The 12,257-nt window shown below is 73.8% G+C and carries 11 protein-coding genes; 7 read left to right on the forward strand and 4 right to left on the reverse strand.

From position 1 onward, the window contains the following. Positions 1-13 precede the first annotated feature (13 nt). The 4 genes from ACQEU6_RS33010 to ACQEU6_RS33025 all read left to right on the forward strand — a co-directional run bounded on the left by ACQEU6_RS33010 (position 14) and on the right by ACQEU6_RS33025 (position 4,296). The gene (locus ACQEU6_RS33010) at positions 14-1,192 is read left to right on the forward strand and encodes a low temperature requirement protein A (RefSeq protein WP_499337111.1); all 1,179 of its coding nucleotides are present in this window, start codon (positions 14-16) and stop codon (positions 1,190-1,192) included. A gap of 105 nt (positions 1,193-1,297) precedes the next feature. After that, complete coding sequence (locus ACQEU6_RS33015) at positions 1,298-2,485, forward strand: cytochrome P450 (RefSeq protein ID WP_499337113.1); 1,188 nt, start codon at positions 1,298-1,300, stop codon at positions 2,483-2,485. A gap of 72 nt (positions 2,486-2,557) precedes the next feature. Further along, positions 2,558-3,514: an ATP-binding cassette domain-containing protein gene (locus ACQEU6_RS33020; RefSeq protein WP_499337115.1), complete on the forward strand. Its 957-nt coding sequence runs from the start codon at positions 2,558-2,560 to the stop codon at positions 3,512-3,514. Beyond that, on the forward strand, positions 3,511-4,296 hold the full coding sequence (locus ACQEU6_RS33025; protein WP_499337117.1) for an ABC transporter permease: 786 nt from the start codon (positions 3,511-3,513) through the stop codon (positions 4,294-4,296). The genes ACQEU6_RS33020 and ACQEU6_RS33025 overlap by 4 nt, the downstream gene beginning before the upstream one ends. On the opposite strand, the gene ACQEU6_RS33030 is transcribed toward ACQEU6_RS33025, so the two are convergent. The 4 genes from ACQEU6_RS33030 to ACQEU6_RS33045 all read right to left on the reverse strand — a co-directional run bounded on the left by ACQEU6_RS33030 (position 4,293) and on the right by ACQEU6_RS33045 (position 9,478). Beyond that, the gene (locus tag ACQEU6_RS33030; protein WP_499337119.1) at positions 4,293-7,451 is read right to left on the reverse strand and encodes an ATP-binding protein; all 3,159 of its coding nucleotides are present in this window, start codon (positions 7,449-7,451) and stop codon (positions 4,293-4,295) included. The genes ACQEU6_RS33025 and ACQEU6_RS33030 overlap by 4 nt on opposite strands. A gap of 73 nt (positions 7,452-7,524) precedes the next feature. Beyond that, positions 7,525-8,415, reverse strand: a complete 891-nt coding sequence (locus ACQEU6_RS33035; RefSeq protein WP_499337121.1) for an HAD family hydrolase — start codon at positions 8,413-8,415, stop codon at positions 7,525-7,527. Between the two features lie 10 nt (positions 8,416-8,425). Further along, positions 8,426-8,611 carry a hypothetical protein gene (locus tag ACQEU6_RS33040; RefSeq protein WP_499337123.1) on the reverse strand — a complete coding sequence of 62 codons (186 nt, stop codon included), beginning with the start codon at positions 8,609-8,611 and terminating at the stop codon, positions 8,426-8,428. Between the two features lie 189 nt (positions 8,612-8,800). Next, the gene (locus ACQEU6_RS33045; RefSeq protein ID WP_499337124.1) at positions 8,801-9,478 is read right to left on the reverse strand and encodes a sigma-70 family RNA polymerase sigma factor; all 678 of its coding nucleotides are present in this window, start codon (positions 9,476-9,478) and stop codon (positions 8,801-8,803) included. 134 nt (positions 9,479-9,612) lie between these two features. Between ACQEU6_RS33045 and ACQEU6_RS33050 the strand changes: the two genes are divergently transcribed. From ACQEU6_RS33050 to ACQEU6_RS33060, 3 genes are all read left to right on the forward strand, one after another. After that, positions 9,613-10,941, forward strand: coding sequence for a putative quinol monooxygenase (locus tag ACQEU6_RS33050; protein ID WP_499337125.1), 1,329 nt, complete (start codon positions 9,613-9,615; stop codon positions 10,939-10,941). A 1-nt stretch (position 10,942) separates the two neighbouring features. Next, positions 10,943-11,194, forward strand: a complete 252-nt coding sequence (locus ACQEU6_RS33055) for a glutaredoxin family protein (protein ID WP_499337127.1) — start codon at positions 10,943-10,945, stop codon at positions 11,192-11,194. Between the two features lie 212 nt (positions 11,195-11,406). After that, complete coding sequence (locus tag ACQEU6_RS33060; RefSeq protein WP_499337128.1) at positions 11,407-12,147, forward strand: redox-sensing transcriptional repressor Rex; 741 nt, start codon at positions 11,407-11,409, stop codon at positions 12,145-12,147. Positions 12,148-12,257: the final 110 nt, after the last annotated feature.

The raw sequence follows: 12,257 nt of genomic DNA on the forward strand, positions 1-12,257 counted from the left end.
TAGAGTGTTCGCCATGCCGCCGCTCCGCAGCCGCATGGTCGCTCGCGACCTGGGCGAACCCCACCGCGTCTCCAGCCCCCTCGAACTGCTGTTCGACCTGACGTTCGTCGCGGCGGTGTCGCAGGTCGCCGGGCGCCTCGCCCACGCCACCGAGGGCGGGCACGTGGGCGACGCGCTCGCCCCGTTCCTCATGACGTTCTTCGCGATCTGGTGGGCGTGGATGAACTTCACGTGGTTCGCCTCCGCCTACGACACCGACGACGTCCCGTACCGGCTCATGACGTTCGTGCAGATGGCGGGCGTCCTCGTCCTCGCGGCAGGCGTCCCCGACGCGTTCGACGGCGACTTCACCACCGTGACGATCGGCTACCTCGTCATGCGCGCCGGCCTGGTCGCCCTCTGGCTGCGCGCGGCCGCCGCGCATCCCGAGGGCCGTGCCACGGCCCTGCGGTACGCGATCGGGCTGTCGGTCGTCCAGCTGTTCTGGGTGGGGCGGCTCGCCCTGCCGGACCAGGGCCCGACGTGGGTGTTCTTCGTCTGCGCGGCGCTCGACCTGTCCGTCCCGCCGATCGCCGAGCGGCCCGGCACGACGACCTGGCACCCGCACCACATCGCCGAGCGGTACGGGCTGTTCACGATCATCCTGCTGGGGGAGAGCGTGCTCGCCTCCACGAACGCGGTGCAGGACGCGGTGGAGCACGGGGTCGGCGGCGCGCTCGTCACGATCGCCCTCGCCGGGCTCGCCATCCTGTTCGCGCTCTGGTGGATCTACTTCTCCGAGCCCGCGGGCGAGGGCCTGGAACGGCGCCGGGACCTGTCCTTCCTGTGGGGCTACGGCCACTACTTCGTCTTCGCCGCGCTCGCCGCCATCGGCGCCGGGCTGGAGACGGCGGTGGCGTCCTCCGGCCACCACATCGAGGCGGGCGCGCGGCTGGTGGCCGCCTCGGTCGCCGTGCCCGTCGCCGTCGTCCTGGTCATGCTGTGGGTGCTGCACGCCCCGATGCGGCGGATGAACGCGCGTCCGGGTCTCCTCCTCGCCACGGCGGTGCTGGTCGTCCTCACGATCTTCGCCGCCCCGGCCGCCGGCATCCCGGGGACCCTCCTGCTGATGGCCGCGCTGCTCGCGCTCTTCATCACCACCACTCTCACCCGTCCCGCGACGGCGCCCCGCACCGCCGATCCGGCGGAGTGAGATCCCTCTTCGCCGAGGAGCTGCCCTCCGCCTGACGGACGGGCCGTCCCGGACGACTCGTGTCATCCTGGCCAACGGAACACACCCTTGTGCGGGGAGGCCGTGGTGCGCGACGGGACGGAACACCACAAGGCAGGCGGTCCGCGGGTGGGCTTCGATCCGTTCGCCGGACCGCGGCCCGCCGGGACGGTCCATGCGCGGATGGACGAGCTGCGCGAGGCGCATCCGGCGTTCCGCAGCACCGCGGAGCCCGCGTTCTGGGTGCTGACGCGGTACGACGACATCCTCGCCGCCTTCCGTGACCCGGAGACGTTCTCCAGCCGCGCGATCGCCGTGATCGACCCCGACCCGGCGCACCGGTGGATCCCGGTCATGCTGGACCCGCCGCCGCACACGACGTGGCGGCGGTTACTCCGGCCGTTCTTCACCCCCGTGGCCGCCGCCGTGCTCCGGGACCGGATCACCCGGCACTGCGCCGCCCTGATCGACGGTTTCGCGTCCCGCGGTTCGTGCGACTTCGTCGCCGACTTCGCCCGCCTCTACCCCACCGCCATCTTCCTGGAACTGGTCGGCCTGCCCGCTGAGAGGCTGGAGGAGTTCCTGGGGTGGGAGCGCGCCATCCTGCACTCGCGGCCCTCCACGGGCGGACGGGCCGAGGCCATGGCGGCGCTGACGGCCTGTCTCACCGAACTCATCCGGGACCGCCGCGCCCGTCCGCGCGAAGACCTCGTCAGCGCCGCGACCGGGTTCGCCGTCGACGGGCGGCCCGTCACCGACGACGAGCTGCTCCAGCTGTTCGTCCTGCTCTTCCTCGCCGGTCTCGACACCGTCGCCGCCCAGCTGTCCTACACGTTCTGGCACCTGGCGAGGCAGGACGCGGACCGTGCCCGGATCGCCTCCGACCCGGGCGCCGTCCCGGACGCGATGGAGGAGTTCCTCCGCGTCTACGCGCCCGTCCTGCCCGCCCGCAGGCTCACCCGCGACGTCGAGCTGCGCGGCTGCCCGATGAAGGCCGGGGAGATGGTCATGCTCCCGACCGCCATGGCGACCCGCGACCCCCGCGCCGTGCCCGCCGCCTCCACCGTCGACCTCGACCGCCCGCCGGCCCGCCACCTGGCCTTCGGCGCGGGGCCGCACCGCTGCCTCGGCGCGCACCTGGCGCGGCTCGAACTCCAGATCGCGCTGCGCGAATGGCACGCCCGCATCCCGGACTACCGCATCGCCCCCGGCGCCGGGCCCGTGGAGCACGCGAGCCTCGTCCTGGGCCTGGACACGCTGCCCCTGGCCTGGTGACTTTCAGGCGCCCCGGCCGGTTGAAGCCGGTGTGAAAGCGGGCTGAAGGCGGGGGCGCGCACGCTTCGGGGCATGAACATCGAGGCACGGCAGACGGCCATCCAGGTGACCGGGCTGCGCAAGGCGTTCGGGGACAAGACCGTCCTCGACGGGATCGACTTCGAGGTGCCGCGCGGAACCGTCTTCTCGCTGCTCGGGCCGAACGGGGCCGGCAAGACGACGGCGGTGCGCATCCTGTCCACGCTGATCCGCGCGGACGCCGGCGAGGTCAGCGTCGCGGGGCGCGACCTGCGCGCGGACCCCGACGGGGTGCGCCGGGCGATCGGCGTGACCGGGCAGTACTCGGCGGTGGACGGGCTGCTGACCGGCCGGGAGAACCTGATCCTCATGGCGGACCTGCACCGGCTCGGCAAGGCCGCCGGGCGGAGGGCCGCCGACGCGATGCTGGAGCGGCTCGACCTGGTGGAGGCCGCGAACAAGAAGGCGGCGGACTACTCGGGCGGGATGCGGCGGCGGCTCGACATCGCGATGACGCTGATCGGCGGCCCGCAGATCATCTTCCTCGACGAGCCGACGACCGGGCTCGACCCGCGCAGCCGCCGGACCATGTGGGAGATCATCCGGGGCCTGGTCCGGGGCGGCGTGACGATCTTCCTGACGACGCAGTACCTGGAGGAGGCCGACCATCTCGCCGACCGGATCGCGGTGCTGGACGGCGGCCGGCTGGTCGCCGAGGGGACCTCGGACGAGCTGAAGCGACTCGTCCCGGGCGGGCACGTCCGGCTGCGGTTCGCCGACCTGGCGGCCCTCGACGCGGCGGCGCGCACGCTCGGGTCGGTGACGCGGGACGACGACGCGCTCGCCCTCCAGGTGCCCGGGGACGGCGGCGTCGCCTCCCTGCGGACGCTGCTCGGACGCCTGGAGGCGGCCTCGGTCGAGGTCGGCGAGCTGTCCGTGCACACCCCCGATCTGGACGACGTCTTCCTCGCCCTCACCGGCACGGCCCACGAGAAGGTGACCTCGCGATGACCACGCTCACGCACGCGGCGGCCGACTCCGCGACGATGCTGCGCCGCAACCTGCGGCACGCGCTGCGCTACCCGTCCCTGACGATGGCCGGGATGATGATGCCGATCATGATCATGCTGCTGTTCGTCGGGGTGTTCGGCAACGCGCTCGGCGACGGCGTCGGCGGCGCGGCCAAGGGCGACTACATCCAGTACGTCGCGCCGGGGATCATCCTGATGGCGGTCGCGTCCGGCTGCATGGCGACGTCGGTGTCGGTCTGCGTGGACATGACCGAGGGCATCGTCGACAGGTTCCGGACGATGTCGATCTCGCGGTCGTCGCTGCTCACCGGGCACGTCGCGGGCAGCATGATCCAGACGCTGCTGAGCACCGCGGCGGTCGTCGCGGTCGCGGTCGCGATGGGCTTCCGGACGAGTGGCGACGCGGCGGACTGGCTCGCGGCCGGCGGCCTGCTGGTCCTGCTGACGTTCGCGCTGACCTGGCTCGCGGTCATGCTCGGGCTGCTGGCCAAGAACCCGGAGGGCGCGAGCAACACGCCGATGATCATCCAGTTCCTGCCGTTCGTCGGCAGCACGATCGTGCCGCCGGAGTCGATGCCGACCGGGGTGCGGTGGTTCGCGCAGTACCAGCCGTTCACCCCGATGATCGAGACGCTGCGCGGGCTGCTGACCGGGACGCCGAGCGGGCGGGACGCGGCGCTGTCCGTCGCCTGGTGCGCCGGCCTCGCCGTCGTCGGATACGCGTTCTCCAAGGTGCTGTTCGACCGGAAGGCGCCCCGCTAGCCCCGTCCGAACTCGCGCGCGAGTTCGGCCACGGCGGCCCGCAGTTCCTCGCGGCCCAGGCCGGCGTACCCCGACACCGCGTCGGAGTAGGCCGGCCCGTCGGCGTCCTCGGCGGCTCGGGTGATCGCCGCCGTGGACATGGTCGGCCGGAACGACCGGACGTGGTGGAGGCGCTGCGCCAGCGCGATCGCCCGGGCCGCCCGCGTCCGGACGTCCGGCGCGGCGCCGGGCCGGGCGAGGTCGACCATGGCGAGCGCGAGCAGAAGCCCGCCGCTGACGGGCAGGTCCATGTAGAAGGCGGGCATCGGGAACGGCAGGCCGTCGGCCAGCGCCGCCAGCTTGGCGGGGAGCCCGGCGACGATGTCCTCGACGAGATCCGCGCGCCCGTGCCGGGCGTGCGCGACGACGGTGACGCAGTGGGCCTCCAGCGTCCACGGGTCGAGTCCGGTGAGCGCCATCGGGCCCTCCTCGGCGGTGAGCCGCGCGACCGCCTCCCGCCAGAGGCGCAGGCCGGTGTCGACGTCGCCGCGGCCGAGGGCGATCTCCGCGCGCGCTCCGAGGTTGAAGGCGGCCGTGCCGAAGGACTCGTCCGGCCCGTCGACCAGCGACTGGTCGAGCCGCCGCTCGGCCTCGTCGTACTCGCCGACCGCCATGTGGCCCGACGCGAGCGCCCACATCAGTCCGAACATGTCGGGCCACCTGTACCGCTCCAGCAGATCCAGCGATATCCGCAGGTGGTGCAGGGCCCGGTCGGCCCGGTCGAGCTGCATCAGCAGTTCGCTGAGGCGCGAGTGGGCGAGCAGGCGGCACCACGGGATGTCCGGCGCGCCGGTCATCTCCATCATCGCCTCGGTCGCCGCGAGCGCCCCCGCCACGTCGCCGTCGCGCTCGCGCAGGTATCCGGCGGCGCAGTTCGCGATGGCGGCGACGAGCGGCTCCTCCCGGGCGCACATCTCGTCCAGGGCGGAGCCGCCGGGGGCGAGGATCTCCGGCAGGGCGGCCAGCACCGTCGCGATCGCGGGGACGAGTCCGGCCGGGGGCGCGGGCGGGAGGCGCCGCAGCGCGACGAGCGCCCGGGTGGCCTGCGGTCCCTGGAACAGGCCCGTCGCGAGCACGCTGAGGGTCAGGGCCGTCCGCGTGATCTCGACGTCCCCGGGACCGGGGCGGTGGCGGCTCAGGAGCCCGGCGGTCTCCCCGGCAAGGACGAGCAGCCGGCTGTAGCCCGCCTCCAGCGTCCAGACCCCGCCGAGGACGGCGGTCACCGCCGCGACGGCCGGGCCGTCGCGGCGGGCGAGGCCGTGGCGGAGCGCCTGCTGGAGGTTGTCCTGCTCGACCCGCACGCGCTGGACGGACGCGAACGGCTCGGCGCCGAACAGGGCCTCGTGGTGCGCCGCGCCGAACTCCCGCGCCCAGGCGAGCAGGCCGTCCACCGCGCGGCCGGTCTCCCCCTCGGCCTCCCGGTGGGCCGCGCTGAACTCGCGAACGCTCTCCAGCATCCGGAAGCGGGTCCCGGGGTCGCCCTCCACCGGTTCCAGGAGGGACTGGTCGACGAGGTCCTCCAGGACCTCCAGCGCGTCGCCGCCTTCCAGCACGTGGCGCGCCGCGTCCGCGGTGAAGCCGGCGGGGAAGACCGACAGCGCCCGCATGGCCGCCCGGCCGGACGGGGAGAGCAGGTTCCAGCTCCAGTCCACGACCGCGTGCATGGTCCGGTGCCGGGACGGCGCGTCGCGCGCGTTCCCGCGCAGCAGGGCGAACCGGTCCTCCAGGCCGCGGGCGATCTCCGGCACGGACATGACCCGGACGCGCGCCGCCGCCAGCTCGATCGCGAGCGGCAGCCCGTCCAGGCGGCGGCACAGCTCCTCCACCGCGCCGGCGGGCAGGTCGGCGCCGGGGCGCGCCGCGTGCGCCCGCCGGCGGAACAGCTCGGCCGACGTCGCCGGGTCCAGCGCGGGCAGCGGGTACACCGACTCCGACGACAGCCCGAGCGGCGCGCGGCTCGTGGTCAGGATCCGCAGGTCCCGGGTCGTCGACACCAGCGCGCCGGCGAGGCCGGCGGCGCCCTCGACGACGTGCTCGCAGTTGTCCAGCACGAGCAGGACGGAGCCGGGCCCGAGCACCTCCGCGATCGCCGAGACGAGGTCGGCGGGCCCGCCGGCCAGGCCGCGGACCCGCGGCGACTCGCCGACCCCGAGGACGGACGCGACCTCGCCCGCCACGTCCTCGTCCCGCGCGACGCCGGCGAGGGGGACGTAGTGCACCGCCCGGTGCGGCGCCTCCCGCGCGACGGTGTTCGCCAGCCGCGTCTTGCCCAGCCCGCCCGCACCGACGATCGAGGTGACGCGGGACCCGCGCAGCAGGTCCAGGACCGCGGCGAGGTCCCCGGTCCGGCCGAGCAGCGGGTTCGGTTCGTGTGCCACGCCGCGCCGCACGACGGGCGCGTCGTCCTGGAGCAGTTCCCCGTGGACGCGCTGGAGCGCGCCTCCCGGGTCGGCGCCGAGATCGTCGCGCAGGGAGCGCCGGTAGGACTCGTACCGCGCCAGCGCCGCCGGCGGCCCGGCCGTCGCCGCCTCGCAGCGCAGCAGCTCCGCGAGCACCTCCTCGTCGCGCGGGTACCTCCGGGCGGCGCGGGTGAGCGCGTCGAAGCCCTCCGCGTGCCGGCCGAGCCGTGCGAGGGCCAGTGCGCGGGCCCGCGTGAGCGTCCAGTAGGTCGCGGCCCGGTCCGCGCGCAGCACGGACACCGGATCGTCCGCGCCGTCCGGTTCGGGCGGGCCGTCCCAGAGCGCCAGCCCCGCCTCGGCGTCGCGCAGCGCGCCCGCGTGGTCGCCGTCGCGGGAGCGGCGCGCGCTCGCGGTGGCGGCGAGCAGCACCGCGGAGGCGTCCACCGCGCACGCGTCCAGGCCGATGCGGTATCCGGTCGGCGTGCTCGCGACGACGTCCGCGCCCAGCTGCGACCTCGCCCGGGACACGACGACCTGGAGCGCCTTGGCCGGGTTCTCCGGGCGCTCCTCAGGCCACAACCCCTCCACCAGCCGGGCGACGGACGCGCCCGCCCGCGGCTCGCCCGCCAGGAGCGCGAGCAGGCCGCGCAGGCGCGGGCTCGTGACGTCCCGGCCCCGGCAGACGACCCGGGACAGCACCCTCAGCTCCACGGTCACGGAGACAGGGTAGGACGTGTTCGACAAACGCGATAGGTCGCGTTTGTCGTGCGAGGCCCGGGCGGGACGGCGGTCAGCTCGTCCGGTAGTGGCGGCGCAGCGCGATGCCCGCCGCGACGCCGCCCGCGAGGGCCCCGGCGCCCGCGGCGGCGGGCAGCGCGACCATCGTGACCTTGCGGCCCGTGCGGAAGTCGTGGATCGGCCAGCCGTGGTCCCTGGCGTGGGCGCGCAGCTCGGCGTCCGGGTTCACGGCGTGCGGGTGGCCGACGGCGGTCAGCATCGGCAGGTCGTTGATCGAGTCGCTGTAGGCCGAGCAGCGCGCGAGGTCGAGCCCTTCGCGCTGCGCCAGGGCCCGCACGGCCTCCGCCTTCGCCGGCCCGTGCAGCAGGTTCCCGACGAGCCGGCCGGTGTAGACGCCCTCGCGGGTCTCGGCGACCGTGCCGAGCGCGCCGGTGAGGCCGAGCCGGTGCGCGATCGTCCGGGCGACCTCGACGGGCGTGGCGGTGACGAGCCAGACCTGCTGCCCGGCGTCGAGGTGCTGGAGGGCGAGGGAGCGGGTGCCGTGCCAGATGCGGTCCGCCATCACCTCGTCGTAGATCTCCTCGCTCAGCTTGACGATGCCGCTGACCTTCTGCCCGGCGACGAACGCGAGCGCGGCCTCCTTGGCGCTGCCGATGTGCTCGGAGTTCTCGCTGCCGCGCAGCCGGAACGCGGCCTGCCCCCAGGCGAACATGGCGAGGTCGCGCATGGTGAACAGCTTGCGGGCGGCGAGTCCGCGCGCGAAGTAGTAGATGGACGCGCCGCGCATCATCGTGTTGTCGACGTCGAAGAACGCCGCCGCGGCGGGGTCGGGGGTCGGGAGCGGGGCGTACTCGGCCGCCGCGGCGGCGGCCACCTGCCCCGCGCTCTTGTGGTCCTCGTCCCTGCCGCGTCCCCAGAATCCGGACTGCCAGAATCGCCGCATGAGGCGAAGCCTAGTCAACCGCCTCCCCGCGGCCCTCCCCCTGGCCGTGATTGCGACAGTCCTCACTCCTGTCGCTCGCGGCCTCCAGCAGCCTTTCGCGCAGCGCGGCGCGGAACCGCGGGTCCGGTCCCGCGGCGCTCTCCCGCAGCCGGGCCAGCGCGTTCCCCTGCTCCGCGATCTTTTCCCGCCTCGTCAACACCGGGTTCTCACTCGCCTCCCTTGCGGACTCCTGGCGCGAACACGCTCCTGCCCGCTTGAACGATCGGAAGGTGGGTCGGGTTACGGCCCGAAAGTTCATTAATAAACTATCTGACGGCCTCGCGGTGCCGCGGGGCGGTGTGCGACTCGGTGTGCGACCCGATGTGCGACCCGGTGTGCGAGCCGGTCAGCCGCGCAGGTCGTCCGGGAGCATACGGGCCAGCGATCGGACCGCGCGATACTGCAGCGCCTTGATCGCGCCCGGTTTCTTGTCCATGATCAGCGCCGTCTCGGCGACCGAGAGCCCGTGCAGGAAGCGCAGCACGACGCACTCCTGCTGTTCGGAGTTCAGCCCCTGGACGGCCCGCAGCAGGGTGCGGTTGGTCATCGCGTCCAGGACGGCCCGCTCCGGCCCCTCCTGGGGGCTGCCCGGCTCGATCAGCTCGGCGGTGCAGACCTCCAGCCGGTAGCGGCCGGACTTGAAGTGGTCGGTGACCAGGTTGCGGGCGATGGTCACCAGCCAGGCCCCGAAGTCCTTGCCCTGCCAGTGGAAGTCGCAGATGCGGCGCAGGGCCCGCAGGAAGGTCTCGCTGGTGAGGTCCTCGGCGAGCGGGTGCGTCCCGACCCGGTAGTAGACGTACCGGTAGACGAGTTCGACGTAGTGGTCGTAGAGGGAGCCGAACGCCTCGGCGTCGCCGTCCCGCGCCCGCAGCACCAGCGCCTTGAGCATCTCGGCCCGCTCGGCGGCCTGGTCGGCGGCCTGGTCGGCGGCGCGGTCTCCGGCGCGGCCGGCCGGACGGGCGAGGGGGCCTCGGGAATGGCGAGGAAGCGGGATGACCCCGGCATCGAGGGTCAAGCTGCTCATGCAGTTCTCCTCGGGGCTTACGCGACCTCAGGCGTGAAGTGCCACCTTAGATAACGAAAGGTACGAGAGGCAATGGTGCGTTCCTTGGCCGCGGTTACCCGTCAACCCCCCGGATCGGGCACCATGGGTGCGCGATGGTCGATGCTCTTCTCGCGTTGCTCGCGACCCTTGGTGCCTTGGCGGCCACCGGGTTGCTGGTTCAGCGCGCCTACAAGGACCGGCTGCTCTACCTGATCGCCTGGTCGTTCACGCAGGTCGGGCTCACGCTCGCGCTGCTGTCCATGTGCCTCGGCTTCATGATGGGGTTCAACGGCGCGTTCTTCCGCGTCATGGAACTCGGCGCCGCGCTGGTCGGGCCGGTGTGGCTCGCGCTCGGCATGATCGAACTGATCGCGCGGTACGTGCAGGTCCGGTTCGCCGCCTGGCTGTTCACGATCTCCTACACGGTCGTCGCGATCGTGATCCTGATCCTGGACCCGCTGAAGGGCTCGCTCGGCAAGAGCCTGCCGAAGCCGAGCGCCACCTACGACGCGCTGCCGCTGCTGCTGGTCGACGGCGGGCACGTCATCGCCGTGCTCGCGCTGGCGGGCTGCACCGGCGTGACCGCCTGGCTGGCCAGCAAGCGCGACCAGGAGGCGGCCGAGCTGCTCATCCCGGTGGCGCTGGTCGCCCTCGCGGGCGTCCTGGTGGTCAGCGGCACCCGCGGGTTCCTGCCCGCGCCGCTCGCGGTGATCGCGCTCGGCGCCGCCGCGGGCCTCGTCTGGTACGGCTCGATGCGCACGATCCCCGTGTACGACGAGGACGGCGAGGGCTACGACGAGTACGGCGAGGAGCCCGCGACCGGGTACGAGGAGCAGGGCTACGCGAAGGCCGCCAAGGCCGAGCCCGTCCCGGCGCCGACCCCGCCCCCGGACTCCCGGCGCGGCGAGCTGCGCTTCCCCGAGCCGGCCTCCGAGGAACTGCGCTACCCCGAGAACACCAGCATCCCGGAGCGGCCCGCCCACCCCGCGGTCCCCGGCCCGGCCGGGTCCACCGCCGTGGACGGCCCGCTCGGCGGCCCGCTCGGCGGCCCGCTCGACCGGTCCCCGCTCGCCGGCCTCGCCAAGCCGGGCGCGCTCGGCGGCGAGCTGGCGAACGCGTGCGGCCAGATCACCGTCTACACGCTGCTGGACGGGCGCGAGGACGCCTTCGACCGGCTCGTCGCCGACCTGGTGAAGGCCGCGCTGGCGACCGAGCCCGAGACGCTGGTCTTCGCCTGCCACGAGGTGGTCGGCGCCCCCACGCAGCGCATCTTCTACCAGCTGTTCCGGGACGAGGCCGCGTTCGCCGCGCACCGCCGCCAGCCGCACCTGCAGCGCTTCCTGGGCGAGTCGCGCACCCACGTGATCAGCACGAACGTGATCGAGCTGAAGCTCGGCCCCGCCAAGGTGCCGCTCCCGGCGCCGGAGTTCCCCGGGAGGTGACATGGCGCGCGACATCATGATCACGCTGCTCGGCAAGCCCGGCTGCCACCTGTGCGAGGACGCCCGCGCGGTGGTCGAGCGCGTCGCCCGCGACCTGGACGTGCCGTGGGAGGAGCGCGACATCACCCGGTCCGAGCAGGACACCGAGCAGTACTGGGAGCAGATCCCCGTCACGCTGATCAACGGCGTCCAGCACGACTTCTGGCGGGTCGACGAGGGCCGCCTGCGCGCGGCGATCGCCGACCTGCGCTAGCCGCCCGCCGCCGGCCGCCCGCGCGGGCATGTCTGGTCGGTCACACCCGCCTGCTTCCTGGTGCTTCGCCCGTATGCTGAAAAGCCCCTGATGGCCGCCTTTCCGGGGCGCCGTCCAGAGCACGCGCGGTCCGCCGAACCGGGGGGCGACTTTGTGCGCGTATTCACAAGGGCTTAACCTGGGGGACACACCGTCGAGCCGAAGAGCAGGCCGTGACACCTCGACAGAACCGCCACCGCGACCGCGCGGGCCGCGGCATCCCCGAAGCCACCGTGGCGCGGCTCCCGGTCTACCTGCGGGCCCTCACCGGGCTCCAGGAGCGCGGCGTCGCGACCGTCTCCTCCGAGGAGCTCGCGGCCGCGGCCGGCGTCAACTCGGCCAAGCTCCGCAAGGACCTGTCCCACCTCGGCTCCTACGGGACGCGCGGCGTCGGCTACGAGGTGGAGTACCTCGTCTACCAGATCTCCCGCGAGCTCGGCCTCACCCAGGACTGGGTCGTCGCCATCATCGGCGTCGGCAACCTCGGCCGCGCGCTGGCCGGCTACGGCGGCTTCGCGTCCCGCGGCTTCCGCGTGGCGGGCCTGCTCGACGCCGACGAGGCCATCGTCGGGCAGGAGATCTCCGGCATGACGGTGGAGCACACCGACCGCCTGGAGGACATGATCGCCGGGCACGGGGTGTCCATCGCCGTGATCGCGACCCCGGCCGCCGCCGCCCAGGGGGTGTGCGACCGCGTGGTCGCCGCCGGCGTGACGAGCGTCCTGAACTTCGCTCCGGTGGTGCTGTCGGTGCCCGACGGGGTGGACGTGCGCAAGGTCGACCTCTCCATCGAGCTGCAGATTCTCGCGTTCCACGAGCAGCGCAAGGCGGGCGGGCCCGACGGCTTCGCCCCGCTGGCGGCCGCCGAGGCGCCGGCCGGCGCTGCGCAGTACGTGGAAACGGTGGAAGCATGAGGGGGACAGAACGGGAGGCGTGGAGGATCGCCCCCCTTCCCTCGACCGGCATGAGTGGAGCGCACCGAGGGGCCGCGGACGGCCCCCTCCCGGCAGGAGCTCGCGCGGCG

The organism is Spirillospora sp. CA-108201 (assembly GCF_050936235.1).
In the GTDB taxonomy this organism is placed as follows: domain Bacteria; phylum Actinomycetota; class Actinomycetes; order Streptosporangiales; family Streptosporangiaceae; genus Spirillospora.

Excerpts from the sequence above, each read along its gene's own strand:
- ACQEU6_RS33010 (WP_499337111.1), top strand. The coding sequence starts at position 14 with ATGCCGCCGCTCCGCAGCCGCATGGTCGCTCGCGACCTGGGCGAACCC.
- ACQEU6_RS33025 (WP_499337117.1), top strand. The coding sequence starts at position 3,511 with ATGACCACGCTCACGCACGCGGCGGCCGACTCCGCGACGATGCTGCGC.
- ACQEU6_RS33035 (WP_499337121.1), bottom strand. The coding sequence starts at position 8,415 with ATGCGGCGATTCTGGCAGTCCGGATTCTGGGGACGCGGCAGGGACGAG.
- ACQEU6_RS33045 (WP_499337124.1), bottom strand. The coding sequence starts at position 9,478 with ATGAGCAGCTTGACCCTCGATGCCGGGGTCATCCCGCTTCCTCGCCAT.
- ACQEU6_RS33055 (WP_499337127.1), top strand. The coding sequence starts at position 10,943 with ATGGCGCGCGACATCATGATCACGCTGCTCGGCAAGCCCGGCTGCCAC.
- ACQEU6_RS33050 (WP_499337125.1), top strand. The coding sequence starts at position 9,613 with ATGGTCGATGCTCTTCTCGCGTTGCTCGCGACCCTTGGTGCCTTGGCG.
- ACQEU6_RS33020 (WP_499337115.1), top strand. The coding sequence starts at position 2,558 with ATGAACATCGAGGCACGGCAGACGGCCATCCAGGTGACCGGGCTGCGC.